Origin of the sequence: Arthrobacter roseus (genome assembly GCF_016907875.1) — a bacterium.
GTDB classification, from domain to species: Bacteria; Actinomycetota; Actinomycetes; order Actinomycetales; family Micrococcaceae; genus Arthrobacter_J; species Arthrobacter_J roseus.
In genome coordinates this window covers 479389-505207 of sequence record NZ_JAFBCU010000001.1, presented here as the reverse complement: position 1 = coordinate 505207, position 25819 = coordinate 479389, and the positions used below count along the sequence as shown (strand labels likewise).

Genomic DNA, 25819 nt, shown 5'->3' with positions numbered 1-25819 from the left:
AGGAAGGAAGCGCCAATGGTACGTAGTCCAGAACACGCATTGAAGACCACACTCGCCCGAGTTGCACCGGGGACGGCGCTGCGGGACGGCTTGGAGAGGATTCTCCGCGGCCGAACAGGCGCGCTCATTGTGTTGGGTCTAGATAAAACAGTGGATTCAATCTGCTCTGGCGGCTTCGACATAGGTATCGAGTTCTCCCCCACGCGGCTCCGGGAACTGGCAAAAATGGACGGCGCGATTGTTTGTGACAAGGATGCCAGCAACATCATCCGGGCCGGAGTCCAACTCATGCCGGACCCACGAATCGAAACGCAGGAGTCTGGTACCCGGCACCGCACGGCCGAACGTGTCGCCATTCAGACGGGCCTGCCGATCATCTCTGTGAGTCAGTCCATGCAGATCATTGCACTCTACGTGGACGGTCTTCGCCACGTGCTTGAAGGCTCCGAACCTGTGCTCGCTCGCGCTAATCAGGCCCTTGCCACCCTTGAACGGTATCGCTCGCGGCTGGACCAAGTGACGAACTCGCTCTCTGCACTGGAGATCGAGGCGATGGTGACGGTCCGCGACGTCGCGGCCACGCTGCAGCGCCAGGAAATGGTGCGGCGAATCTCGGAGGAGATCAGTCATTATGTGCTTGAGCTCGGTGTGGACGGACGGCTGCTGTCACTTCAGCTCGAGGAGCTGACCGCCGGTCTTGGCCCGGGAAGTGAAATGGTGCTGCGAGATTACTCATCCCTTGCCTCGACGCCGCCGGTTCTCGAGGAACAGATTGCTGCCCTGCACGGATTCACCTCCACAGAGTTGATTGATCTCGGCAAGATTGCCAGTGTTGCCGGTTTCCAGCCCGGCACCGATTCCCTTGAAGCCATTGTTCAGCCCAAGGGTTTCCGTCTGCTATCCAGTATTAAAGCCGTACCTCCGGCAGTTGCAACGCGGTTGGTCGATCATTTCGACGGGCTGCAGAACCTGATGGCGGCCAATATCGAGGATCTGATGGCCGTCGAGGGAATCGGCGAGCAGCGTGCCCGAACCGTTCGTGAGGGGTTATCGCGAATTGCTGAAACGAGCCTGCTCGACCGCTTTATGTAGGGTTACTCCAGTTCGAACGATGTCTTGTCACTGACGCGTTCACCGAGCTTGGTCATCAGCACGTAGTAGCCGGGCTTCGGGCTCGTTTCCATCGGTTTGCATCCGGGCGAGGTACGGTGGCGTTCCCACGTGAAGTTGGCCTTTTCAGTCTGGCCCGGCTCAATGGTCTTCATCAGGTCAGAGGCCTCAGCCTGACAGTCACGGGATGAGAAAACGCGGTCGTCTCCGCTGGTGACGATGAACTCCATTTGCGAAGTTCCCACGTTGATCTGGCATGGTTTGTCGCCGTTGTTGGTCACCGACAGAATTAATTCGGGGTTCATTCCAGCGCGGTACACGCTTTCGCTGCTGGATGATTCCACCACGACTTTTGATTCATCGCATCCGGTTTGCGGCGTGGACGACGCGGGCGCCGTGTTGGATGCGGTTTCTTTGTCTTTGCCTCCGCCTGCTTGGGCCGTCTGCCCGGGAGCCGCCGTCGTCCCGTCTGCTTCGGCAGAACCGCCGGTCAGCCTGTTGCCGAGAGCGATTCCCCCAGCAACAAGCCCGGCGACAACCAATAATATCAGGACGCCCACCACGAGCCGTCGTCGCCGGTAAACCGCCGGGCTCACCCTGCGTTGCCCGTTGGTTGTGCGCGATGCGCCGCTCTCCTGTCCCGCCATGGTTAAAGGCTAGGCACCTCAGCGGGATTACAGACGTGACCACGCCGGGAAGTAGAGTATTGCCTCACAACCGGTATCACCACCCGCCAAGGATTTCCGTGCCTGAATCAACGTCCAAGAACGCCCTCCACTCTTTGGTGGGGAACTGGTTCGACACCAACGCCCGGATCTTGCCGTGGCGCTCACCAGAGTGCTCCGCCTGGGGAATCATGGTCAGTGAATTCATGCTGCAGCAGACGCCGGTGGTCCGCGTGCTGCCCGTGTGGGAAGAGTGGATGCGGCTCTGGCCCACACCGGCAGATCTTGCCGCGTCGTCAACCGGTGAAGCCATACGGCGTTGGGGCCAGCTTGGATACCCCAGACGTGCGCTGCGGCTGCATGCCGCAGCCGTTGTCATGGTCAACGAGCACGACGGCGTCATCCCCGCCTCCTACGACAAGCTTGTGAGCCTGCCGGGCGTGGGAACGTATACGGCTGCCGCGATTGCCTCTTTTGCTTTCGACCTACCCGCAACAGTGATTGACACCAACATCCGTCGTGTCCACGCCCGAGCCGTCACCGGAAAGGCCCTGCCAGCGCAATCACTAACTGCCGCGGAGACACGGCTGGCCACAGAGCTGATGCCGGATGATTCAGGACCGGTCGGCCAGCGGAAGTGGAACGCCTCGGTCATGGAGCTCGGAGCGCTTGTGTGTACGGCACGCTCGCCTAAGTGCACGGCGTGTCCGTTGTTGGATAGGTGCGCGTGTGGGTCCTCGCCGGGCGACCTGCGCCAGATTGCGTCCCCAGGGGCCAATCATGGGCCGGAACGGACAGGCAAGTGCGCGGCGCAATGATGGCGGTCCTCCGCGCATCTACTGGCCCCGTTTCCCGGGGTGTCCTGCTCCACGAACCCGTTGATCTGGCGATCGCAGATTGTCTGGCCGGATCAGGCGCTTCTGTTTCAGGCGCCGTCGGGAAACTACATGCGCTGAAGGCACCTGCCGCGCAGCTCGAACGTGCGCTGGATGGCCTACTCAACGATGGTCTGGTGTCTGTGCAGGACGTAGGTATCGGTTTGCCGCTTTGACTATCGTTCCTCACGGATACGCCGAGCAGAACGTACGATTGACTGACGGTGGGAGGGACAATGTCCCTCCCACCGCCAGTCAGCCCCAACCAGATCGGGGCTCAAAGAATTATTTGTTGTCGTCCTTGAAATGGTCCTTGACCTTTTCACCGGCCTGCTTGGTCTCAGCTTTGGCCTGATCGCCATGGCCTTCGGCCTGGAGGCTTTCGTTATCAGTAGCGTCGCCAAAACCCTGCTTGGCTTTGCCACCGACTTCTTCGGCCTTGTTTGAGATCTTGTCTCCGAGTCCCATAATTAAACCTCTTTCCAGTCGATCGACGATTCCCATGGAGGGAAAGGCTACGAATACGAACTAACGTACGAAGCCTACTTAGTTTATCGTGCCCGCAGGGAGCTGGCTAGTTCTGGCCGTCGCGCTTGCCCTCGTGGCCCTTGCCCTCGGTGCCCTGGCCCTCGGTGCCCTGGCCCTCGGTGCCCTGAGCCTCGTTGGCTTGGCCCTCGGTACCTTGCCCTTGGCCGCTACCAAAACGCTCCTCCTGCTGACGGTCAACGAAATCGTTGACTTTGCCACCGTGTGCACCGAGCTTGTCTCCATGCTTCTCCTGGGCGTTGTCCACGAAGCCGTTGATCTTGTCGTGGTTTTCCTCGTTGCCCATGAAATCCTTGGCCTTGTTGACCATGTCTTTAAGTCCCATGACGCCTCACTTTCACCGTGACACCGGCCCACCAGTAGGCAAACCAGAGGCGCGTGCAGCACCTCATATTCACAGTTGCACATCTTCGCGAAAGTGTCCAGAGCGTATTACAGCGTGCAAATCATGCGGGTATTACCTAAAGTGTTGGGTTTCACGCGGGCCAAATCGAGGAACTCCGCGACGCCCTCGTCATGGGAGCGCAGGAGCTCCGAGTAAATGACTGGGTCAATTGCCGACTGATTCTCCATCACCTCGAAGCCGTGCCTGCGGAAGAAATCGACCTCGAACGTCAAACAGAAAACGCGGGATACACCTAACGCTCGGGCACCCGTCAGCAGCTCCTCCAACAACACATGCCCCACGCCGCGGCCGAGCCAATCAGGCGCAGCCGCCAAAGTTCGCACCTCGGCAAGATCTTCCCACATCACGTGCAGGGCGCCGCATCCGATCACGCACTTATCGGCGTCGACGGCAACCCGAAACTCCTGCACGCCCTCAAAGTAAGCGACGGTCTCCTTTGCCATGAGCACGCGGTCTTCGGCGAAAGGAGCGACGAGCTCCTTGATGGCGGCGACGTCGCCGGTCCGTGCTGGACGGGTAGTGAATTCAGAAACCACCCAGCCAGTCTACGTCCGCCGACGTCGCTCCCGCCGAAATGTTACCCGCGCCCTTACCTACCCAGTTCTTTCGGCAGTTCAACCTCGGGCCCCATCCCATGCTGGCCCAGGAAGTGCTGCACCGTGAGGTACCAGATACGGGCATGCTGCGGTTGAAGAATCCAGTGATTCTCATCAGGGAAGTACAGGAAGCGATGCTTCGTCTCACCCTTCTCATCGGCCGGAAGTGCCGACTTCGACATGAGGTCATACCAGAGGCGTAGCCCTTCGCCAATGGGCACACGATAATCCTTGTCGCCATGAATGACGAGCATCGGTGTTGAAATTTTCGCTACCGATTGATGCGGCGAATTCTCCTCCACCATTTGTGGAGTCATCTCGCGCTCCCAATAGGTGGAGAAGTCCGTGGTGGGCCCAAACTGCTCCAACGCCCAGAGGCTTGCGTGCGTCACGATGCAGTTAAACCTATCCGTCTGCCCGGCAATCCAATTCGCCATGTAGCCGCCAAAGGAACCGCCCATGGCCGCCGTGCGGGTTTCATCAATGTCGGGCCGGTCCAGGACACCATCAAGAGCAGCCATGAGGTCGGTGTACGGCTCCCTGCCCCACGAACCCCAACCGCGCTGAATGAAGTCCTGTCCATATCCAGTGGATAGTGCTGGGTCCGGCAGCAGAACCGCGTACCCAAGAGCAGCCATATTCCACGGCGTCCACCGCCAGGACCACGCATTCCAGGAACCCAGTGGGCCCCCGTGAATCCACAGCAGTAGAGGAGCGGGATCCGCCGCAGCCGCGCCACCTGGCATCACCAGCCAGGATGCAATGCGGGTGCCGTCGTCGGCCCTTGTTTCAACCCGCTCCAGCCGTCCCGGTAGCGCTGGGCGATCAACAGGCGAGGAGAGAGTCCGCACGTTGCCGGTCGAGAGGTCCACCTCCACGGGCTCCGCAGGGAACTCATACGAGCTTCGCAGGGCATACACGCAGTCCCCGGTAGGACTGACGACGACGTCGGAATATGACGCCCCATCCTTGGTCAGACGCTGAACGTCGCTGGTCCCCACGTCGATGAGGAAGACTGGGCACCCACCGTCGTCGTCTGCAGTCACAACGACGCCGGTACCGTCCGGTAGCCACCCGGCTGCGGAGGGCCAGCGGTTCCAATTCTCCGCCAGGGTCACCAGAGTACCGCCGTCGAGGGACACCAGTCCCAGGCTGTTGCGCGGCGCCGTTGTGGCGTCCGTGACCGTGCTGATCTGCACAATGACCTGGCTCCCATCCGGGCTCACCGGTCCCGGCGAATAGTCGGCTGAATCGTCACTGAGGAGCGTGCGGGAACGGCCCGACTCGACGTCGATAGCAATGAGGTAGCTGCGGCTGTCGCCCTTGGCCAGCGAACGCTGACAGGAACTGATCACGGTGCGCCCATCATCCGAAATGACGACGTCGGCGCTGCCCAGAGTAGTCCTGGCATCCGGCGTCAGATTGCGCAATTCACGTGGTGGTTCGCCCTCGTTGGTTGCCATCAGATTCGCATCCGAGGTGCCGGCATGCCCGCCGTCATCATCCGTTTTCTTCTGTTCGAGAGCAAACAAGCGGGCTTCATCGGGGCCGATGTCGTGGTCCCAATCACGGATCGGATACCCGGAATGCAGGATGGCTGCGACCTTTTTGTCTTTGCGTAAGGTGCGACGGGTTGCGTCGTCTTCCTCATCGGTGGACCCGGCCAGCACTGGCGCGGTGACGATCATGGTCTCCGCGCTGCTCGCGGCAATCAGGCCAGACACCCCGCCAGCCCGCGACAACACCTGCTCGGCCTCTCCGCCACCTTCGGGAATGCGCCAGAGGGCAGCACCCTGGGTCTCGTCGTCATCTTCGTCCGCAGGCCGGGACGATGTGAAGTAGAGGTCTCCATTATGTGAGAAAACCGGCGCAGCCTCGCCCTTGGAACTGCGTGTCAGGCGGCGCGCCCGCCCCTCCCTCATGGGATCAATTTCCCACAGCGCCGTTCGGTAGGCCGTTTTCTTTGCGTTGAGTGTGGCCACAGACGTCACCAGCCGCGTGCCGTCGGGGCTGATGGCCAAACCCCCGAGCCTCGGCAGCGCAATGAACTGGTCCAGGTCGTGAAAGGGCGTGTTGGTCAAGGAGTATTCCAAAGTCATACGGATATCTCTATCACTATTTGTGCCCCCGATCACACTGGGCGCCTCGGCGCTGACCCAGAGACGGTTAACGCCACGAGGCGCGCTCCCTTTCGGGGAACGCGCCTCGTGGGTTTGTGCCAGCCGGCACTAGGACTCGATGGCCGCCGGAGCCTGCTCGATGGCGGGCGTCTCTCCGTGCGATTCGAAAGTGAAGCGAGCGTCGTCGCCCTCACCCTCGACATCAACAGAAATCAGCTCGCCTGTCTTGATCTCACCGAAGAGAATCTTCTCCGAGAGCTGATCCTCGATTTCGCGTTGGATGGCACGACGCAGCGGACGTGCACCCATTGACGGATCATAACCACGAACCGCGAGGACCGCCTTGGCGGCCGGTGTGACCTCAATGGTCATGCCCTTGTCCGCCAGACGCCCACTCAAACGCTCAAGGAACATATCCACGATCTGTACGATCTGCTCCTGCGTCAGCTGCGGGAACACCACGACGTCGTCGACACGGTTCAGGAACTCTGGCCGGAAGTGCTGCTTGAGCTCCTCCTGGACCTTGGCCTTGATGCGGTTGTAATTGGTATTGGTGTCCGTACCGGATTGGAAGCCGGTCATGACGCCCTTGGAAATATCGCGTGTACCAAGGTTGGTGGTCATGATGATGACGGTGTTCTTGAAGTCCACCATCCGGCCCTGGCTGTCGGTCAGCCGGCCATCTTCCAGAATCTGCAGCAGCGAGTTGAAGAGATCCGCGTGAGCCTTCTCAACTTCGTCGAACAGCACTACTGAGAACGGACGACGGCGGACCTTTTCAGTCAGCTGTCCGCCTTCCTCATAGCCCACGTATCCGGGAGGCGCACCGAACAAGCGAGAGACCGTGTGCTTCTCCGAATACTCAGACATGTCCAAAGTGATGAGAGCATCCTCTTCACCAAACAAGAACTCAGCCAGAGCCTTTGCGAGCTCCGTCTTTCCGACGCCGGTGGGTCCAGCGAAGATGAACGACCCACCTGGACGCTTGGGATCTTTCAAGCCCGCCCGCGTGCGGCGGATGGCCTGCGAAAGAGACTTGATGGCCTCGTCCTGGCCGACTACCCGCTTGTGCAGCTCATCTTCCATGTTGAGCAGACGCGAGGACTCTTCCTCGGTGAGCTTCAACACAGGGATGCCCGTGGAGTTGGCGAGGACTTCCGCGATCAGTTCCTCATCCACCTCCGCGATGTCATCGAGGCCGCCGGACTTCCACTGTTGCTCCTTCTCGGAGCGCTCTTCTTGCAGTTTCTGTTCTTTGTCCCGCAAGCCCGCTGCACCCTCGAAGTCCTGGGCGTCAATGGCGGATTCTTTTTCTTTCCGCACTTCGGCAATGCGTTCGTCGATCTCCTTGAGCTCCGGTGGCGCGGTCATCCGGCGAATGCGCAGACGTGCGCCGGCTTCGTCGATGAGATCGATCGCCTTGTCTGGCAGGAACCGATCCGAGATGTAGCGTTCGGCCAGCGTCGCTGCAGCGGTCAGCGCGCCATCGGTGATGGACACACGATGGTGCGCCTCATAGCGGTCTCGCAACCCCTTCAAGATCTCGATGGACAGCGCAACCGTGGGCTCACTGACCTGAATGGGCTGGAAACGACGCTCCAGCGCGGCATCCTTTTCAATGTGCTTGCGGTACTCGTCCAGAGTTGTTGCACCAATGGTCTGCAGCTCTCCACGAGCGAGCATCGGCTTCAGAATTGACGCCGCGTCGATGGCACCCTCCGCCGCGCCAGCTCCAACAAGAGTGTGGATCTCGTCGATGAAGAGGATGATGTCACCGCGCGTACGGATCTCCTTGAGGACCTTCTTCAATCGCTCCTCAAAATCACCACGGTAGCGGGAACCCGCAACGAGAGAACCGAGGTCAAGGGTGTAGACCTGCTTGTCCTTGATGGTCTCCGGCACGTCTCCGCGCACTATGGCTTGGGCAAGCCCCTCAACGACGGCCGTCTTCCCGACACCGGGCTCACCGATGAGAACCGGGTTGTTCTTGGTACGGCGAGAGAGGACCTGCATGACGCGTTCCATCTCATGCTCACGGCCAATGACTGGATCAAGCTTGGACTCGCGGGCGGCCTGCGTGAGGTTGCGACCAAACTGGTCCAGCACCACAGAGCCCGCAGGCGTGCCTTCAGCCTGCTGGCTTCCAGAGGACACCGGCTCCTTGCCCTGGTACCCGGACAGGAGCTGGATAACCTGCTGGCGAACCCGATTCAGATCAGCACCAAGCTTGACGAGGACCTGGGCGGCAACGCCTTCACCCTCGCGAATGAGGCCCAGCAGGATGTGCTCGGTACCGATGTAATTGTGGCCAAGCTGCAGCGCCTCGCGCAGTGACAGTTCCAGGACCTTCTTGGCGCGTGGTGTAAAGGGGATGTGGCCCGAGGGAGCCTGCTGGCCCTGGCCGATGATCTCCTGCACCTGTTCCCGGACTGCCCCCAGCGAAATACCCAGGGACTCCAGAGCTTTGGCAGCGACACCTTCGCCCTCATGGATGAGGCCAAGCAGGATGTGCTCGGTGCCGATGTAGTTGTGGTTGAGCATGCGGGCTTCTTCCTGAGCCAGCACAACAACCCGACGGGCACGATCAGTAAATCTCTCAAACATGAGGCACACTCCTAGCTAACATGTACTCCGATGCTACGGGGCCGTCAGCCAATCGTGGGGCGTGTTCGCCATCGGGTGAACGGCCGCGGGTCAGGCCCGCGGCCGTTTACACCTGAATGCCAGTACGAGAGCCCTAGTGACCCTGCGCTGCGCGGTAGGCCTCTGCAATGTCAGCACTGATGCGGCCACGTGAGGAAACCTTGCGCCCGTTCTTACGGGCCCATTCGCGGATTTTTGCCGTGTCCTGATTCCGTGTTGCCGCAGGGGCACTCTTGGCGCGGCTGATCTTTCTGGCAGCGTCCACGTATGTCCGCACTGCTGAACGGAACTCGTCCGCGTGAGCCGATGAGAGATCTATTTCATACTCAGATCCGTCCACACCAAAGCGGATTGTCTCATCTGCGTGACCTTCATCGAGATCATCGATCAGAATTACTTCTACTTTTTGCGCCATTAGTCAAGCCTTTCTTCGGATCGGCCCTGAGGGCCTAGTCATTTTCCGGAGAATATCCCCGCCCCGTACGATTATCTCTGTAAAGGGCGAATGACGCAATAAAAATTTGTTTCTTAGTGGTTAGCTGACTCTTCTTCGTCGCGGCGGTCGGCTTCCGCCATCGCCTCCCTTTCGGAACGGTCAGCGTTGAAGATTGCTTTCATCACAAAGTAAAACACTAAGCCCACGCACAGCGAGGGAAGGATAACGGCCAGGTACTCCATGGATCTATCCGACTTCCGGTTTGAGGAGGGGAAAGAGAATACTCTCCCGAATTCCTGCCTGCGTAAACAGCATGACAAGGCGGTCTATTCCTAGACCAATTCCACCCATCGGCGGCGCACCGTGTTCGAGTGCGCGCAGGAAGTCCTCGTCCAACTGCATTGCCTCGTCGTCCCCCGCGGTCGCCATGAGTGACTGGCGTGTGAGTCGCTCCCGCTGAATCACGGGGTCGATGAGCTCACTGAAGGCCGTGCCCCGCTCCATACCGCCGATGATCAGGTCCCACGCTTCGATCAGGTCCGGCTTTTCGCGATGCGGACGTGCCAGTGGTTGAGCCAGTGGCGGGTAATCGTACACAAACGTAGGCTGAATCAGTGTTGGTTCAACTATTTCGCTGAATAATTCCATCACCAGTTTCTCGGCGTTCCATTCAGCAGAAATACCCACTTCATGCTTCTCAGCAATCTCGCGCAGACGTTCGGCACTGGTCTGCGGAGTAATTTCTTCACCGACTGCATCGGAGAGACCCGTATGCACCGCCAACCATTTCCAGTCCCCGTCGAGGTTGATGGTACCGGCCTCGGTTTCAATGGTCCTGGACCCCAACAGATCAGCACACCTGAGAATGATCTCCTTCATCCGCTCAGCCATCACGAATTGATCTGCCCATGCTTCGTAGCACTCCAGCATGGTGAACTCTGGACTGTGCGAGGAGTCGACGCCTTCATTGCGGAAAATCCGGCCAATTTCGTAGACGCGATCTATGCCGCCAACAACCGCACGCTTCAGGTATAGCTCCAAAGCAATACGCAGAGTCATTTTCTGATCAAACGCATTAAGGTGCGTTTCAAAAGGCCTGGCAGTTGCACCACCATGCATGAGTTGCAAAATGGGCGTCTCCACTTCGACATAACCGTGTGAATGGAGAGATTCACGGACAGCTCTGGTGATAGCGGCGCGTCGATACACCATTTCGCGGGCTTCATCCCGGACCATCAGGTCAACATAACGGCGGCGGACACGAGTTTCCTCGTTGAGGTCCGCGTGCAGAATTGGTAGAGGGCGCAGCGCTTTGGAGGCCATCTGCCAGGTGTCGGCCATGATGGAGAGTTCGCCTCGTCGGGACGAGATGACCTCACCGTGGATGAACACGTGGTCCCCCAGATCCACGAGCGACTTCCAGTCCGCGAGCGCTTCCGCACCGATGACGGCGAGGCTGAGCATGGCTTGGAGGCGGGTTCCGTTGCCCTCCTGGAGCGTGGCGAAGCAGAGTTTCCCAGTATTGCGGACAAAGACAACGCGACCGGTGACACCCACCATTTCGCCGGTAGCTTCGTCCGGATTGAGGCCATCGTGTTTTTCTCGGACCTCTTTGAGCGAATGCGTCCTGGCGACGCCAACAGGGTATGCCTCGCGGCCTCCTTCGATCAGTTTGGTGCGCTTGTCCATGCGAACGCGCATTTGCTCGTCGAACTCGGCTGTTTCGCTGGGGGTTCCTTTATCAGTCGTCACGGTATATAAGGTTACCGGGTATGGGCGTTAAGGAATGTTCTATGCCTCGCAGGACCCCGGATGCGGGTCCACACTACCGAGTGGAAGATTGTCGATCAGCCGAACATTGCCTACACGGGCTGCTATCAAAGCAAGCGCAGTGCCGGTAAAAGGTGTCTGGTGACAATTGAAGGCGAGCGCTTCGAGCGTGTCCGGATCCACTACCTCAAGGTAGTCAAGGTCCACCAGGTTCTGGCTGTTGACCAGCGCGACGGCGGAGTCCGGGTCCAACGGTTCGTGGGCGTCCGCCCTTGCTTCCAGGAGACGGAGGGCACGCGAGAGGACCAGGGCTGCTTCCTGCTGCTCACGGGATAGGCGGCGGTTGCGGCTGGACAGGGCCAGCCCGTCGGCATTGCGAACCGTTGGAACTGCCACGACCTCAATAGGGAAGTTGAGGTCATGGACCATCGCTCTGATCAGGGCCAGTTGCTGCGCGTCCTTCTGTCCGAAATAGGCGCGGTAGGCGCACTCCGGCGCGGGCTGGGCGAGGTGGAACAATTTGCTGACCACGGTGAGCATGCCGTTGAAATGTCCAGGCCGGGAAGCCCCTTCGAACCGCTTGCCGAGGCGGCCGGCGTCGAGCCCCACGAGTGGTTCCCCTTGGGGGTACATCTCCTCCGCCGACGGGGCAAAGACCAGATCCGCGCCGCTACGGGCCAGCAGCTCGAGGTCTTCATCGAGGGTGCGCGGGTACCGCTCCAGATCCTGCGGCTCACCGAACTGAAGAGGGTTCACAAAGATGGTGACGACGACGACGACGTTCGCTTCCCTTACTGCACGGACGAGCGCTTCGTGGCCTTCATGCAGCGCGCCCATGGTGGGGACGAGCCCAAGGGACGATCCTTCATGACGCCGGATGGCTTCCTTTAGTGCGCCCCTGGTAGTGATCAGGACCGGTTCAGTCATGATGATCCTGCGTTCCCGCCGGAGAGTATGTCCAGGATCGCTCTGGCCTGGTCCGGTTTGAGAGTGCCCCGTCCTGCGGCCCGCGCGGCGGTTGCTTTGGCCAGTTCCCGGTAGGCATGGCGGATGTCTTCGGATTGAACGGACGCGAGAGCATCCGTGTGCGCACGGACCGTGCCGAGATCGCCGCGTACCACCGGACCGGTGAGCGCTGTTTCTCCGCTGGCCAACGCATTCTCCAGGGAGGCACGCAGGAGCGGACCGAGAAGCCGCGACGGGTCCTCCACACCGATACTTTTGAGCAGTTCGGCGGACTGGGCGGTGATGGTCACCAGGTGGTTCGAGGCATGGGCAAGGGCCATGTGGTAGATGACGCGGTCCGCTTCGCCCAGGACGATCGGTTCGGCGCCCATCTCCACAACGAGTGCCTGCGCAATCGGCAGCACCGCCGCCGGCGCGGTGACCGCGAACGTGCAGTCGGGCAACCGCGAGAGGTCCAGGCTCATCCCGGTGAACGTCATGGCTGGGTGTAACGCCAGCCCGATCACGCCCATGGCGTTGGCCGGCGCAAGAACGCCTGTTCCGAACCGTCCCGAGGTGTGAGCCACAATCTGCCCAGCCTGCCACGTTCGAGTTGCGGCGAGCCCTGAAACCAGCTGTTCAAGGGCATCATCCGGGACAGCCAGCAACACCAGTTCGGACCGCTCCACGACGTCCGGGACGTCCAGCACCGGAACGCCCGGCAACAGATTCTCTGCACGCTCCAAGCTGGCGTCAGATACAGCGGAAACCCCGACGACGGCGTGACCGGCCGCGCGTAATGCGGAGCCGAGCACCGCGCCGACTTTTCCTGCTCCAATGATTCCCACGCCCAGTCGGCCCGGTTTGCGTGCTGGCTCAGTCATGAGGGTCCTCCTCCGATCGCGCAGCATCATCTCGGCTGGCGGGGCGTTCACGCCAACGGTCGCCGATGCTGTGCTTTCTCGCCTCGGCCGCCCGGGCTGACTGGAGATCGAAAAGTTCCACAGCCGTTCGGTTGTCCATCTGACGGACACGCAGTGCGACGGGGCCCGGAGTGGTGTGAAGCACCAGATCCATCGCGTGGAACCTGCGGCTCAACGGCCCCCGTTCCAGCGCCATCGACTGGGTACGTTCATGCGGGACAACCGCCAGATACCGCCAGAATGCACCCGAACGCGCGACGAGAGCAGTGCGCGTCACCACGAACCCGTTGCGCCGCCACGTCAGTGGGCTGATCCACCGGACACGACGTGGGCTGGTGGTGAAGCCGCCGTCGTCGTTCTTCCCCTCGAGGCCCGCGTGGAACAGGCCCATCGGATCTTCCGTCCCCGGGTCTGGAAGCACCAGTGCCAGCAGCTCCATGACTTCCTGCCGCGTGCCCACGGGCAGGAGCGTACTGCGGCCGCCTGACTCTCCGCCGGCCGCGCCGCCATAGCCAGCCACGTTGAGCGAGACCTTGTACCAGCCCGTGAGTCTCCACAACGGCGACTGCATCACGCCTACCGCCTGAACGCGTCCGGGCGGAATGGTCTGCGTCCGGGTATCCAACAACCCGTAGCGAAGGCGGATTCCGTCTTCGAGGACAGAGACCCGAAAGTTGAAGGAATTGCTGAACATGGTCCAGTAACTTGCCGCTATACCAATGAGCACCGGCAGCAGGCCGGTAATCACCAGCGGCTGCTCGAACACCACGGACAACGTGACGGCGATCGCCGCGAGGAGGATGAGAAACACCGTTGCACCGGATAACAGGGTAGCCCCGAGCACACGACCGGCAGTCAGCTTGAGAATGGGCCGTTCAGCTTCCTCCGGCTGGTCCGGCGATTCCGGAGACTCATCACCACTTGCCCTACTCAGAATGGTTGCCCGCAACCTCCGCGCGTCCTGCAGCTTCAAAAATGACAGCTTGACGGCAGACTCTCCCGCATCCGCGACTTCAAATTTCAGCTCTGCGAGCCCGAAGATCCTGGCCAGCAGAGGCTGGCCCAGGTCAATTGCCTGGACCCGGTCCAACCGTGCTTGCCGCTGCTGGCGGAACAGGACACCGCTGTTGACCTTCACGTGCTCAGCCGTCACCTGATAGCGCGTGAACCGCCACGACAGATAAAAGATCAAGGCAATGATCAAAACGGTCGCTGACCCCGCACCGACAATCCACCAGATCGCCTCAGACGGAATATCCTGCACATCCCCAGTAAAAATACCTTCAACTCGGTCGCGGCCGAAGACAAAGAGGACCGCAAGAATAGCGAGCCACCCACGCACCATCGGCGAGATCGGGTGGACTCGGTGCCAGACGTCCTCGGAGGTCTTGGTCAATGAGGGATCAGAACTCTGTTCCTCCGCCGGAACACTCACAGCCCGGCCAGCCTCGCCTCGCCGCGGGCGCTCAACTGCTCTCGCAAGCGGGCACCCTCGTCCGCGGGAAGTCCCGGAATTTCCGCGTTGGTTCCAGGCGCAGCCGTGTGCAGCTTAAGGGAACAGAGCCCGAAAGCCCGTTGCACCGGTCCGACAGCAACATCCACATACTGCATGCGGCCGTACGGGACCACCATGGCACGTTGGAAGAACAGGCCGCTGCGGATCAATAGGTCATCATCACGTTCCGCATAACCGATGGCGCGGACCTGACGCGGTATCAGCAGACCGGTCCAAGCGGCGATAATGACCTCTAAAGCGACGAGGGACCAGATGATCCAGGGGGCCAACCACGTCCATACGCCCGTCAGAACGAGTACGAGCGGAATGCCCAGCACTATCAGCCAGATCACCGTGGACAGCAACCATCCAAGGAGCCGGACCGTCAAATACTTTGGCGATACTCCAGTCCACACAACACCGTGCGGATCGATCGGTTCACTAGGCATATTCCCCCTCATCACCACGCGCGGAACGCCTGTTCCCTGCACCATCTGAATCTTTCGTGAAAGCGTCGTCGTCTGGCGGCAAGGTACAGAACCGCTCTACCAGGAGACCAATGACAATCATCGCAGCACCACCGGCAATGGTGGCCAGCGAACCCCAGATTCCTCCGGTGACCCCGCGAACCTGCACAAGGGTGAACTGATCCACCAGAATTCCCAGGTGCCAGCCGAACATCAACGCACCGGTATAGGCGCACGCTTGAGCCAGAATCAGGGTGCGCGTAGCCAGAATCGGATCCAACGCTTTGTTACGTTTGCCGTTGCGCCAGGCGCGCACTTTCAGCCCCAGGCCGAGAGTCAAGACCACAATAAAAGCCATGGTCAATAGCGATACGAGGTGAAGGCTGGGAGCCGGGAATCCGTAGCTGGTTGCCAGTAGGTTCAGGATCCAGCCGGCAAGTGCCGCCACGACAGCCATGGTCGTCAGCCAGCTGTACCTAATGCTACGCATGAGGGCTAGGCCTCGGCGGATTCGCCGGAGGACGACGGCTCATAGCGCCTGATCCCGTCCCGGTCCGGTGCCAGCGCCGCGAGTTCCGCCACGGACCGCCCCCGAAGCTGAGCGTCAGGATCCATCCACAGCCACGGTTCCAGTACGAAAGCCCTTTCCGCTGCCCTCGGATGAGGAAGGGTGAGTCGTTCGTCATTGCACTGGTGATTTCCGTGCACGATGACGTCCACGTCCAGCGTTCGCGCGCCCCATCGTTCTTTACGTTCGCGGTGATGGCGAACTTCGGTCTCCTGACAAAGATCCAAGACCTCCAGCGGTGCGAGTTCTGTGACCACTTCTATGACCATGTTCAGGTAGTCCGGCTGCTCTGGACCGCCCACCGGCTTGGTCTGCGCCACCGGTGACAGACGCGTCAGGCTTATCCCCGGATAGTCGGCAATGTCTCGAACAGCGGCGGCGAGTGTTTCAGCACTATCTCCGAGGTTGCTTCCAAGGGCGAGAATGACAGTTTCCGGTGTTGTCATGCCCGGCCCCTCGAAATGCTCACCGAAACGTCGCCGAACGGAACCTCGATGGGAGCCTTTGGCTTGTGCACCGTCACATCAACGGCAGCGACGTCAAAGGAGGCCAGGATGCTGGAGGCAATACGCTCGGCCAGGGTTTCAATCAGATTGCACGGTTCCCCGGTAATGATGCTCTTGACCTGCTCGGCAAGTTCCCCATAGTTGGAGGTCTCCTCAATATCATCTGACGCCGCGGCCGCACGAATATCAGTGTGCAGAACCACGTCCACCATGAACGGCTGCCCATTGCGACGTTCATGCTCAAATACCCCGTGATAACCGACGGCTTTGATCCCACTGAGAGTGATGCGATCCAGCATCGGCGCGTGCGTCACGTCAGCCGTTCCACGCTGCGGAAACCTTGACAGCATCAAGGTTCGCGGCGACGTCGTGTACGCGCACACCCCACACGCCCGCCGCAGCAGCAAGGGCGGTGGTAGCCACTGTGGCGCTGTCGCGTTCTTCGGGTGGGGCCGCTTTGCCCGACGTCGACAGGAGCGTGCCGAGGAAACGTTTCCTTGACGTGCCGATCAGCAGGCGGTGACCCAAAACGTCGAAGCGGTCCAACGAGCGAAGCAGTGCCCAGTTGTGTTCCTCCGTTTTTGCAAAACCAAGTCCCGGATCAACGATGATCTGTTCAGGGGAGACTCCGCCGTTGTACAGGCGATCGCGGACCTCCATGATTTCGGCGAGGACGTCCTCGACGACGTCTTTGTATTCCGCGAGACCACTCATGGTGCGGGCATCCCCGCGGCCGTGCATCAGAACGTACGGGACGCCCCGCTCTGCGATGAGCGCCGGCATGTCAGGATCCATGTCCGTTCCGGAAACGTCATTGACGATCCCCGCGCCTGCGTCCAGCGCAAGCGCAGCCGTAGAAGCATTCATGGTGTCGATACTGATCAGGGCACCAGCTTTGGCGAGGGTCTCGATGACCGGGAGAACACGCTTCTGCTCTTCAGCCGGGTCCACCGGAACCGCGTTGGGACGGGTCGATTCACCGCCGACATCGATAATGTCCGCTCCGCCGTAGAGCATGCGCAACCCAGCGGCCACAGCGTCGTCGGGGCGGGCAAATCTGCCCCCATCGCTGAAGGAATCCGGAGTTACGTTCAGGACTCCAAGAACCACGGTCCGATCCGTTGGCAGATCCTCGAAGGTCCGCTGTTTTCTTGCGGCCCGGATGACCGGCAACGGAGAAGTCGCAGGACCGGTTCCAGGTGTTGCAGCGAGTGAATCCATGGTGCCTTCCGTATTATCTTCCGAGGATCAGTGACATTGCTTCCGCGCGGGTGGCTGGTTCGCGCAACTGACCCCGGACAGCAGAGGTAATGGTCATAGCTCCGGGCTTGCGCACGCCCCTCATGGACATGCACAGGTGCTCGCACTCTATGACCACGATGGCGCCGTTGGGCTGTAGATGCTCCACGAGCGCTTCCACGATCTGCGTGGTGAGACGTTCCTGGACCTGTGGGCGCCGGGCGAAAACTTCGACCAGCCGAGCCAGTTTACTCAGCCCGGTCACCTTACCTTCAGAGGACGGGATGTAGCCAATGTGGGCTCTGCCATGAAACGGCACCAGATGATGTTCGCAGGTTGAGTAGAAGGCAATGTCCTTGACCAGGACCATCTCTTCGTGCTCAATATCGAAAGTGGTTGCTAGAAGCTCGCCCGGGTCTTGATGCAGACCCGAAAAGAACTCCGCATAGGCCTTCCCTACGCGCTTGGGCGTATCGAGCAAACCATCCCTGGTGGGGTCCTCCCCGATAGCGAGGAGAATCTCGCGAACAGCCCGCTGAATCCTGGGTTGATCCACCTTGCCAACCGCATCTGCTATTTCGGCCGCAGCGAGCTCGTCATCAATGTCAGTCACAATGCAGATCCTAGCGCGTCAGCGGTCGCGGCCGGCCTCAATTGCCGCCCGCGACGCCGCCGGGAGTACCTCCGCCGTGCTCCGAATCTGTCGATTCGGGAGCGGGCAGCTTACTCTCCTCCACATCGAAGTCCTGGGGGATGTCAGCGTGCGCGATCTGATCCTGCGGCGGCACATCAACCGGGTCCGGGGCGTTCTCTGCCACAGCCTGTGCGCGTTCCTTCGCTGTAACCACCGGCGGTTCACTGTGAACTGGGCGCGACGGCTTGGATAGCCAGACCTCACGTAGGTCCCGCATGCGCACGTCGCTGAAGACTTCCGCGATGTCCGCTTGATTGAGAGTCTCCCTCTCAAGGAGTTCAAGAGCCAGCCGGTCCAGAACGTCGCGGTTCTCTGTGAGCACCGCGTACGCCTCATCATGCGCCGTATCGATGAGCTCACGGATTTCCTGGTCTACAACAAACGCCAGGTCATCGGAATAATTGCGCTCGTGACCCAGGTCCCTGCCAAGGAACGGTTCGCCGCCGCCCTGGCCGAGCTTGACCGCGCCTACCCGTTCGCTCATACCGTATTGAGTCACCATCTGACGAGCTATTGACGTGGCCTTCTCGATGTCATTTGACGCCCCGGTAGACGGGTCGTGGAAGACAATCTCCTCGGCCACCCGGCCACCCATGGCGTACGCCAACTGGTCCAACAGTTCGTTGCGGGTGATGGAGTACTTATCATCCTCCGGCACAACCATGGTGTAGCCCAGAGCGCGCCCACGAGGCAGGATAGTGATCTTCGTAACCGGCGACGTGTTGCGCAGAGCCGCGGCAACGAGTGCGTGTCCGCCCTCGTGATAGGCAGTGATTTTGCGCTCCAGTTCTTTCATGACGCGCGAACGCTTCTGCGGCCCGGCCATGACACGATCGATCGCTTCATCCAGTGCGCGGTCGTCGATGAGCTGAGCGTTGGAGCGTGCCGTGAGCAGTGCTGCCTCGTTCAGGACGTTGGCGAGATCGGCACCGGTAAAACCTGGTGCCCGCTTGGCCAGGGAACCGAGGTCGACGTCCGGCGCCATCGGCTTGCCCTTGGCATGGACTTCGAGGATGCGCTGCCTGCCCAGACGGTCCGGCGCCTCCACCGCTATTTGGCGATCGAAGCGGCCTGGACGCAATAGCGCTGGATCCAGAACATCTGGACGGTTGGTTGCTGCGATGAGGATGACGTTCGCATTACCGTCGAAGCCGTCCATCTCCACCAGTAGCTGGTTGAGCGTCTGTTCGCGCTCATCATTGCCCCCACCAACGCCGGCACCACGGTGGCGTCCGACGGCGTCAATTTCGTCTACGAAGATGATCGCCGGAGCATTGGCCTTGGCCTGTTCGAAGAGGTCGCGGACACGCGAGGCGCCCACCCCGACGAACATTTCGACGAAGTCAGAACCGGAGATTGAGTAGAAAGGAACGCCGGCCTCGCCGGCGACAGCGCGGGCCAGTAGCGTTTTACCCGTCCCAGGAGGTCCGTAAAGCAAGACGCCCTTGGGAATCTTGGCGCCAACTGCCTGGAATTTGGCTGGTTCCTGGAGAAAGTCTTTGATCTCGTGGAGTTCCTCCACGGCCTCATCTGCGCCAGCGATGTCATTGAACGTTACCTGGGGCATGTCCTTGTTCATCATCTTGGCTTTGGACTTGCCAAACTGCATGATCTTGGAGCCGCCACCCTGCATACGCGAAAGCAGGAACCAGAAGATGGCACCGAGAATGAGGATGGGGAAAATCAGTCCCAAGAATCCAAGGAACCAGTTGTCCTCAGCCGGCTGGTCAGTGAAACCCTCCACATCCGATGCACTTATGGCGTCGACAACGCCCTCAGCGCGGGCCGTGCTGAAGAAGAACTGGACGCTCTTGCCCTGATCCTTGTAGCCCTCAGTGAGCGTCAGATCCACGCGCTGCTCGCCGTCGTAGATCTTGGCTTCCTTGACTTTGTTGTCCTGGAGTAGCTCCAGGCCAACAGACGTGTCCACGCGCACGGCGCCGCTGCCGGAAATCGTGGGGAATATGAGCAGGAGTGCGGCCACCGCGAGGACGATCCAGATGATCGGGCCCTTGAAGACATTCTTGAATTTCATGCGCTTTGAGGGCACCTCTGCCCATCCCTCCTGCTGACAAGCATGGATGATGGCGCGGCCCTTGGGGGACACGCCCGACGACTAGCTATACACTCTATGCCACCCACCACGCACGGCGGTGGCCAATAGTTCCCTCTGGGCGTACAGAAACCTGCAGTCCGGCTACTCGTAGATATGCGGAGCCAGAGTGCCGATGAAGTCCAGGTTGCGGTACTTCTCGGCGAAGTCCAGACCGTAGCCCACAACGAACTCGTTGGGAATGTCATAACCGACGTACTTGACGTCGATTTCAACCTTTGCACCCTCAGGCTTGCGCAGGAGTGTACAGATTTCCAACGACGCCGGTCCCCGTGACTGCAGGTTGGCCTTCAACCAGGACAACGTCAGACCGGAGTCGATGATGTCCTCGACGATGAGGACGTGCTTGCCCATGAGGTCTGTTTCCAGATCCTTCAGGATGCGGACAACGCCGGATGACTGTGTTCCAGAACCGTAGGAGGACACCGCCATCCAATCCATCGTGACGTGGCTGTGAAGTGCCCGCGCCAGGTCTGCCATGATCATGACGGCACCCTTGAGGACGCCCACGATCAGCAGATCACGGCCTTCGTAGTCCCGGTCGATTTCATCGGCCAGTTCCCTGACTCTGCCCTCAATTTGTTCCCGGGTATACAGAACGTGCTTGAGATCAGCCTGAACGTCGTTGGATTCCACCACATGCTCCCGGAGTCTTAATTTTGGGGTTCTTGATAAACACTAGAGTGCCACAGGCACGGCCTGCCCGGGGAACACGCTGACTGAGGGATTCTCGGTAGACGCGGACATGCCCACCCACTTCCACCGGCCCGGCAGAGCCCTGCCGCTTGAGCAGCGACTCTGCCGCCATCAGGCGTTCGAAAGGCGGCCGCGAGCCAGTTAGCTCAGCGACGGCGAGCGCCATGATGCGTTGGCGTAGCGACGCGGGAAGCTCACGGAGTTCCACTTCACTGAGATGTATCTCACCCTCATCGACGGTGCGCATGCGAACATAATGGTCCTGCGCAAGGGAGTCCAGGTACTGCGCATCCTGCGCAAGGATTTTCGATGACCGGTACAGCGCCTCAGCGATGCCCGGCCCCAGCTGGTCTTCGAGGAGCGGCAGGATGTCGCTGCGGACCCGGGTTCGGGCAAATCGTGGGTCTGTGTTGGTGGGGTCATGCCATGGGTCCAGATTTTCGAGGTCACAAATTTCGAGTGTTTCGTGCCTGCGGAGCTCCAAGAACGGCCGTAAATATTTGCCCCGTCTGGCAGGCATGCCCGCCAGAGAGCGGGTACCTGAACCACGTGCAAGGCCCAAGAGCACTTGTTCTGCTTGGTCATCGAGGGTGTGCCCCAAGAGAACGGCTACGGCGCCGTGCTCTTCAATGGCTGCGTCCAGAGCGTTATACCGAGAGGATCTGGCTGCCGCTTCCGGTCCCATGCCCGTCTGCGCGACAGTCACGGTCCGGACCTCAACGGGAGACAGGCCCAGGTCCTGAAGTTTGGTCGCAGTGGTGGCAGCCACCTTGGCACTGACGTCCTGGAGCCCATGATCGACGACGACGGCGCCAACACGATAATCTCCCCGGCTGGCAAAGAACGAAGCGATAAAGGCCAGGGCCAAGGAGTCAGGTCCGCCGCTGCAGGCCACCAAAATCAGAGGGCGATCCCCGGCGTGCGCTACACCCGTCCGGGAGCCGGCGGCGGGCGTGTACTCCGCCAACGCCTGCCTCAGTTGATGACGGGCCTTCCCTATGAGCGGGTTGAGACGTCCGCGTGGACGCTGACTCACCCGGCGTCGAGCGCCATACGCTCCATCCACAGCTTCGGGGTATGGATTTCCTTCTCCGTGGGCAGGTTTTCCTCCCGTTCCCACACACGGTTGAAGCCCTCCATACCTACTTCCTTGACGACGGCACGGACAAATCGCGCGCCGTCGCTGTACTGACGCATTTTGGCATCCAGCCCCATGACACGGCGGATGAACTTGTCCAGCGGGCTACGGGTTTTGCCGCGGGCGTTGAAGCGTTGGCGAATAGTTATAACGGAGGGGACGATACTGGCGTCCACGGCATCCATGACCACGTTGGCGTGGCCCTCAAGCAGGCTCATGACGGCTGTCAGATGCGACATGCGCGCCTTGTCCTCTGAGTCCTGCAGCAACGACATCAGCCCGGCTGGCTGCGACGGTACGCCCTCAACTTCTTGGCCCCGCGCCGAGCCGAGGTTCTTCACGAGCTGGCCAAGACGTTCCTGCAGGGTGTCTGCCTTGTCCATGAGGCCGCCGGAGAGCTGGCTGATCTGGTTCACCATGTGGTCCCGGAGCCATGGTGCAGCGGCGAACTGCACCCGGTGGGTTTGTTCGTGCAAGCAGACCCAGAGCCGGAAATCGGCGGGATCAACGTTCAATTCGCGCTCGATGCTGACAACGTTGGGCGCCACCAGCAGCAGGCGTCCGGCCGAGGGCGGGGCAGCGGCGTCTCCGACGGAGGCAAAGGGGTCGTACTGGCCAAGGACCTTGGAGGAGAGGAACGCGAGGATGGCGCCGAACTGGGCGCCGGTGACGGTTCCACCGAGTTCAGCGACCGTACTCTGCAACTGTTCCGACTTTGATTTCGCCAACTTGTCCATCGTTGGCTGCAGGAGTGCCTGAAAGCTCTGCGAGTTGGCCTTGGCCCACGATGCCCTGTCCACCACCAATACCTGAGAGTCGCGTAGGTCCCGCGCAGCCTCCAGCCCGGTGATGCGGTGAACGTGCTCAACAGAGACTTCAGCCGCTTCGCGCAGGCTGGCCACGACGTCGGCGATCTCTCGCTTGGACAGGGATGGACCAGCCGGGGCAAGCTTTGCCGCCGTGCTAGCAGCAAGTTCCCAGTTGACCAGTTGGACGGTGGCAGGCTCAGATGTGGTCTCCATGTTTCCCATCAGACCACAAAAACTCGGCCATGCGGCGGCAGTTCGCCCACCGGTGAATGCTAGCGGCAGCCGCAACCAGCCAGAGCGGACGCCGCTGCGTCAACCGCAGCGCGCGCCTGAAGCGTATTTGAGGCAAGCCCGTTGCCGATGAACGAAAAAACGAGCAACCGACCATCGCGGTCCACAACGTACCCACTCAGCGACGTCGCCGTGAACAGTGTGCCAGTCTTCGCGCGGACGACGCCGGCCCCTGCCGCGTCATCGAATCGCTCCGCGAGCGAGCCATCCAGGGATGCAACCGGCAGGCCGTCGAGGACTTCCTGCAGGCCGGGCCGGTCACTATTGATCATGGTGCGCACGACGGCGGCAAGCTGCGCCGCGCTCATTGCGTTCCGCAGCGACAGCCCGGAAGCATCGGCGAGCACCAGCCCATCTACAGAAACCCCCAGTCTGGCCACGGCCGCCACCACCGCGCCCGTTCCACCGGCAAATGAGGGCACTTCGCCGGCACCGATGGCCGTCATTCGTGCCAGCGCTTCAGCGAGGTAGTTATCCGAGACGAGCAGCATGTGCTCCGCCTGGTCCACCACGCGGGCCGACCCGACGAAGGCCAGCCTGTCGGAGTCTTTATCCGCGGCTCCACGGGTAACGCCCTCCGCGACTGTCACACCCTGGGCCTTCCCCGCCGCTGACAGCGCGTCCCGGAACGCTTGGGCAGCAGCAAGTGCTGGGTCACGGTGGCGTTCGTCATTCGGGTTTGCGCCTTCAAGCCAGGCCGAGTTCAGGGCCAGCGGATAGATGGGCGCGATCTGCCCGGAGTCGATATCCGGTTGCTGCCAGCTGGGGTGCAACACCGGACCCGTGAAGAGTGAATCATCCACGACCACCCTCAGAGCCTCCCCGGGAGGCTTTCCGCCCTGCGTCAGCGCCGTCACTGTGCGCTCTGCCAGAGTTTGCAGACCCGCATGCCCCACGACGGCGTTGGGCTTGGACTTCCCCGACCCGAGCAGCACATCGCCACCGCCACGCAGCGCCACACTTCCCGGTTCCGCGCCGTAATACACCGATGTCTCGAAACGCCGATCTGGTCCCAGCGTGGAAACCACAGCAGTGGCAGTCAGTAGCTTCTGGTTGGACGCCGGGATCCTTGGTTCCGCTGCCAACTGGTCAAAAAGGACATCACCGCCTCGGGCGTCCAGCACGACGCCGGTGAAGTCACCTTCGCCGTCGACCTTCAAGAGTGGCGGAAGGAGCGCGGTCAAAGCCTTCCTTGAGGGCCGGGGCGCATCCGCGTTGAGCCCGGTGACCACCGTGGGCATGGTGACTTCCGTTGGGGCCAGCTGAATCGCAGGTGTAGGGACCGTCGTCGGCCGCGGGTCCTTGGGAATCACGGACGAGATCACCGCAGGACCGGCATAAACAGCCAGGGGCACTACCAAGACAGCGAGCACCATCGCTAGCAGAACCGCCGTGAGGCGCCGGGCTGTGGGCGTCATCGGCTCCCCTTCACTGGACAAGACATATATGTTTAAGACTAAACGGCGCGGGCAGATACATTGGTATTGCCTTTTCCACGCCCCTTCCCGCTTATCCAGGAGTCAGCCACATGAATATCGACGTGACTATCGAAATCCCCAGGGGTTCCCGCGTCAAGTACGAAATCGACCACGAGACGCACAGGCTCCGATTGGACCGCGTGCTGTTCACCTCGATGCAGTACCCCACGCACTACGGCTACTTCGAGAACACCCTGGGTGAAGACGGCGACCCGTTGGACGCCCTCCTGCTGCTACAGGACTACGACCTCATCCCCGGCGTACTGGTGGAGTCTCGCCCTATTGGCGTGTTCAACATGGTCGACGACGGCGGCGGAGACGCCAAGGTTTTGTGCGTCCCCATGGACGCGCGCTTTGACCACATCAAGGAACTCTCCGACGTTTCCGACTTCCTTTTGGACGAGATCAAGCACTTCTTCACGAAGTACAAGGATCTGGAACCGGGCAAGTGGGTAGAGGCGGCGGGCTGGGCTGACCGCGCAGCTGCCGAAACTGAAGTTGAAGCTTCCCTGGAGCGGTTCAAGGCTGAGGGCGAGCGCAGCGATGAGGACCAGCCGCAGGGCCGCGACGTTGAGGACAACGCCGAGAACACGGACGTGCAGCCCCAGGGTCGCTAGCCCTCTCACTGCCGCCCATCGGGCATACTAAACGCATGTTGTTTGTGCTGACCATCAATCAGCGGGATTCCCGCGAGGTCGGGGACATGGTGCCCGAGCTGATCAAAGCACTCCGGCACCTCCCCACCGTCGTGCCATTTCAGCGCTCCGTTGGCGATGAAGCGCAGGGCGTCGTCGCCAACGCAAAAACAGCGGTCGACGTCGCACTCACCGCGATCCGCCACCGGCGTTGGCATGTCGGCGTTGGCGTTGGTGAGCTCCACGTACCGATCCCCGAGAACATCCTCGAGGCCGAGGGCTACGGGCTCGTCTACGCACGCCGCGCCGTGAACCGTGCGCAGAAGACGGGTGAACGTATTCCCCTTGCCGTTTCAGGACCAGACGACGACGTCGCCGCGGAGGCAGAAGCGGTGTTGCGGCTGCTGGGGCAGATTGTGGCCACCCGCACGGAGGCTGAATGGAATGTACTGGATCTACTCACGCCCGGTGTGCGCGGGCAACAAAAACTCATTGGCGAGGAGCTCGGCATCACCACCCAGGCCGTCAGCAAGGCCGTGGTCCGGTCACACTGGGCCGAGGAATGGGCGTGCCGGCCCGCGGCAGCGCGGTTGCTGGACCTCGTGTACGGCCCCGCTTCGCTGCCGGTTTCCTCACTCCCCTACGAAAGATAGCG

At 60.9% G+C, this 25819-nt stretch carries 26 protein-coding genes and 1 pseudogene; 4 read left to right on the top strand and 23 right to left on the bottom strand.

Annotation, left to right across the window (positions count from 1 at the left end; translation table 11 throughout):
- Window positions 1-15 precede the first annotated feature (15 nt).
- Complete coding sequence (disA, locus tag JOE65_RS02600) at window positions 16-1092, top strand: DNA integrity scanning diadenylate cyclase DisA (protein WP_205161778.1); 1077 nt, start codon at window positions 16-18, stop codon at window positions 1090-1092.
- A gap of 2 nt (window positions 1093-1094) precedes the next feature.
- Here disA and JOE65_RS02595 read toward each other — a convergent pair whose 3' ends face one another.
- Window positions 1095-1757, bottom strand: a complete 663-nt coding sequence (locus JOE65_RS02595; protein ID WP_205161777.1) for a hypothetical protein — start codon at window positions 1755-1757, stop codon at window positions 1095-1097.
- Between the two features lie 92 nt (window positions 1758-1849).
- Here JOE65_RS02595 and JOE65_RS02590 point away from each other — a divergent pair.
- Window positions 1850-2826 (top strand): annotated as a pseudogene (locus JOE65_RS02590) (HhH-GPD family protein).
- A 109-nt stretch (window positions 2827-2935) separates the two neighbouring features.
- Here the strand turns inward: JOE65_RS02590 and JOE65_RS02585 are convergent.
- The 22 genes from JOE65_RS02585 to dacB form a co-directional block, all read right to left on the bottom strand.
- Window positions 2936-3118 (bottom strand): CsbD family protein, encoded by a 183-nt coding sequence (locus JOE65_RS02585; RefSeq protein ID WP_205163984.1) that lies wholly within the window; start codon window positions 3116-3118, stop codon window positions 2936-2938.
- A gap of 106 nt (window positions 3119-3224) precedes the next feature.
- Window positions 3225-3521 carry a hypothetical protein gene (locus tag JOE65_RS02580; protein WP_205161776.1) on the bottom strand — a complete coding sequence of 99 codons (297 nt, stop codon included), beginning with the start codon at window positions 3519-3521 and terminating at the stop codon, window positions 3225-3227.
- Between the two features lie 107 nt (window positions 3522-3628).
- Window positions 3629-4138: an amino-acid N-acetyltransferase gene (locus JOE65_RS02575; RefSeq protein WP_205161775.1), complete on the bottom strand. Its 510-nt coding sequence runs from the start codon at window positions 4136-4138 to the stop codon at window positions 3629-3631.
- A 53-nt stretch (window positions 4139-4191) separates the two neighbouring features.
- On the bottom strand, window positions 4192-6297 hold the full coding sequence (locus tag JOE65_RS02570) for a S9 family peptidase (protein WP_205161774.1): 2106 nt from the start codon (window positions 6295-6297) through the stop codon (window positions 4192-4194).
- Between the two features lie 129 nt (window positions 6298-6426).
- Window positions 6427-8922, bottom strand: a complete 2496-nt coding sequence (locus tag JOE65_RS02565; RefSeq protein ID WP_205161773.1) for an ATP-dependent Clp protease ATP-binding subunit — start codon at window positions 8920-8922, stop codon at window positions 6427-6429.
- A 133-nt stretch (window positions 8923-9055) separates the two neighbouring features.
- Window positions 9056-9376 carry a histone-like nucleoid-structuring protein Lsr2 gene (locus JOE65_RS02560; protein WP_205161772.1) on the bottom strand — a complete coding sequence of 107 codons (321 nt, stop codon included), beginning with the start codon at window positions 9374-9376 and terminating at the stop codon, window positions 9056-9058.
- Window positions 9377-9489: 113 nt separating this feature from the next.
- Window positions 9490-9639 carry a hypothetical protein gene (locus JOE65_RS02555; RefSeq protein WP_205161771.1) on the bottom strand — a complete coding sequence of 50 codons (150 nt, stop codon included), beginning with the start codon at window positions 9637-9639 and terminating at the stop codon, window positions 9490-9492.
- 4 nt (window positions 9640-9643) lie between these two features.
- Window positions 9644-11098, bottom strand: coding sequence for a lysine--tRNA ligase (gene lysS, locus JOE65_RS02550; RefSeq protein ID WP_205163983.1), 1455 nt, complete (start codon window positions 11096-11098; stop codon window positions 9644-9646).
- Window positions 11099-11188: 90 nt separating this feature from the next.
- Window positions 11189-12094: a pantoate--beta-alanine ligase gene (panC, locus tag JOE65_RS02545; RefSeq protein ID WP_205161770.1), complete on the bottom strand. Its 906-nt coding sequence runs from the start codon at window positions 12092-12094 to the stop codon at window positions 11189-11191.
- Window positions 12091-12996 (bottom strand): Rossmann-like and DUF2520 domain-containing protein, encoded by a 906-nt coding sequence (locus JOE65_RS02540; RefSeq protein WP_205161769.1) that lies wholly within the window; start codon window positions 12994-12996, stop codon window positions 12091-12093. Before JOE65_RS02540 ends, panC begins: the two co-directional genes overlap by 4 nt.
- The gene (locus tag JOE65_RS02535; protein ID WP_239536588.1) at window positions 12989-14431 is read right to left on the bottom strand and encodes a PH domain-containing protein; all 1443 of its coding nucleotides are present in this window, start codon (window positions 14429-14431) and stop codon (window positions 12989-12991) included. The genes JOE65_RS02540 and JOE65_RS02535 overlap by 8 nt, the downstream gene beginning before the upstream one ends.
- 35 nt (window positions 14432-14466) lie before the next feature.
- Complete coding sequence (locus tag JOE65_RS02530; RefSeq protein ID WP_205161768.1) at window positions 14467-14979, bottom strand: PH domain-containing protein; 513 nt, start codon at window positions 14977-14979, stop codon at window positions 14467-14469.
- Window positions 14972-15487: a DUF3180 domain-containing protein gene (locus JOE65_RS02525; RefSeq protein ID WP_205161767.1), complete on the bottom strand. Its 516-nt coding sequence runs from the start codon at window positions 15485-15487 to the stop codon at window positions 14972-14974. The genes JOE65_RS02530 and JOE65_RS02525 overlap by 8 nt, the downstream gene beginning before the upstream one ends.
- Window positions 15488-15492: 5 nt before the next feature.
- Window positions 15493-16011, bottom strand: coding sequence for a 2-amino-4-hydroxy-6-hydroxymethyldihydropteridine diphosphokinase (folK, locus tag JOE65_RS02520; RefSeq protein WP_205161766.1), 519 nt, complete (start codon window positions 16009-16011; stop codon window positions 15493-15495).
- Window positions 16008-16367, bottom strand: a complete 360-nt coding sequence (gene folB / locus JOE65_RS02515; RefSeq protein WP_205163981.1) for a dihydroneopterin aldolase — start codon at window positions 16365-16367, stop codon at window positions 16008-16010. Before folB ends, folK begins: the two co-directional genes overlap by 4 nt.
- A 19-nt stretch (window positions 16368-16386) precedes the next feature.
- Window positions 16387-17292, bottom strand: coding sequence for a dihydropteroate synthase (gene folP / locus JOE65_RS02510; protein WP_205161765.1), 906 nt, complete (start codon window positions 17290-17292; stop codon window positions 16387-16389).
- A gap of 13 nt (window positions 17293-17305) precedes the next feature.
- Window positions 17306-17923 carry a GTP cyclohydrolase I FolE gene (gene folE / locus JOE65_RS02505; RefSeq protein ID WP_205161763.1) on the bottom strand — a complete coding sequence of 206 codons (618 nt, stop codon included), beginning with the start codon at window positions 17921-17923 and terminating at the stop codon, window positions 17306-17308.
- A 37-nt stretch (window positions 17924-17960) separates the two neighbouring features.
- Complete coding sequence (ftsH, locus tag JOE65_RS02500; protein WP_205161761.1) at window positions 17961-20039, bottom strand: ATP-dependent zinc metalloprotease FtsH; 2079 nt, start codon at window positions 20037-20039, stop codon at window positions 17961-17963.
- A 162-nt stretch (window positions 20040-20201) separates the two neighbouring features.
- Window positions 20202-20753, bottom strand: coding sequence for a hypoxanthine phosphoribosyltransferase (hpt, locus tag JOE65_RS02495; protein WP_205161759.1), 552 nt, complete (start codon window positions 20751-20753; stop codon window positions 20202-20204).
- A complete protein-coding gene (gene tilS, locus JOE65_RS02490) occupies window positions 20728-21849 on the bottom strand; it encodes a tRNA lysidine(34) synthetase TilS (protein ID WP_205161757.1) in 1122 nt (373 codons plus the stop codon). Before tilS ends, hpt begins: the two co-directional genes overlap by 26 nt.
- Entirely contained in the window at window positions 21846-22973 is a 1128-nt protein-coding gene (locus tag JOE65_RS02485) for a zinc-dependent metalloprotease (RefSeq protein WP_205161755.1), read from the bottom strand. The genes tilS and JOE65_RS02485 overlap by 4 nt, the downstream gene beginning before the upstream one ends.
- Window positions 22974-23032: 59 nt before the next feature.
- A complete protein-coding gene (gene dacB, locus JOE65_RS02480) occupies window positions 23033-24469 on the bottom strand; it encodes a D-alanyl-D-alanine carboxypeptidase/D-alanyl-D-alanine endopeptidase (protein ID WP_239536587.1) in 1437 nt (478 codons plus the stop codon).
- Between the two features lie 110 nt (window positions 24470-24579).
- On the opposite strand from dacB, the gene JOE65_RS02475 reads away from it, so the two are divergent.
- Together JOE65_RS02475 and JOE65_RS02470 are read left to right on the top strand one after the other, a co-directional pair.
- Window positions 24580-25146 carry an inorganic diphosphatase gene (locus JOE65_RS02475; protein WP_205161753.1) on the top strand — a complete coding sequence of 189 codons (567 nt, stop codon included), beginning with the start codon at window positions 24580-24582 and terminating at the stop codon, window positions 25144-25146.
- A 38-nt stretch (window positions 25147-25184) separates the two neighbouring features.
- Window positions 25185-25817: a hypothetical protein gene (locus JOE65_RS02470; protein ID WP_205163978.1), complete on the top strand. Its 633-nt coding sequence runs from the start codon at window positions 25185-25187 to the stop codon at window positions 25815-25817.
- Window positions 25818-25819 lie beyond the last annotated feature (2 nt).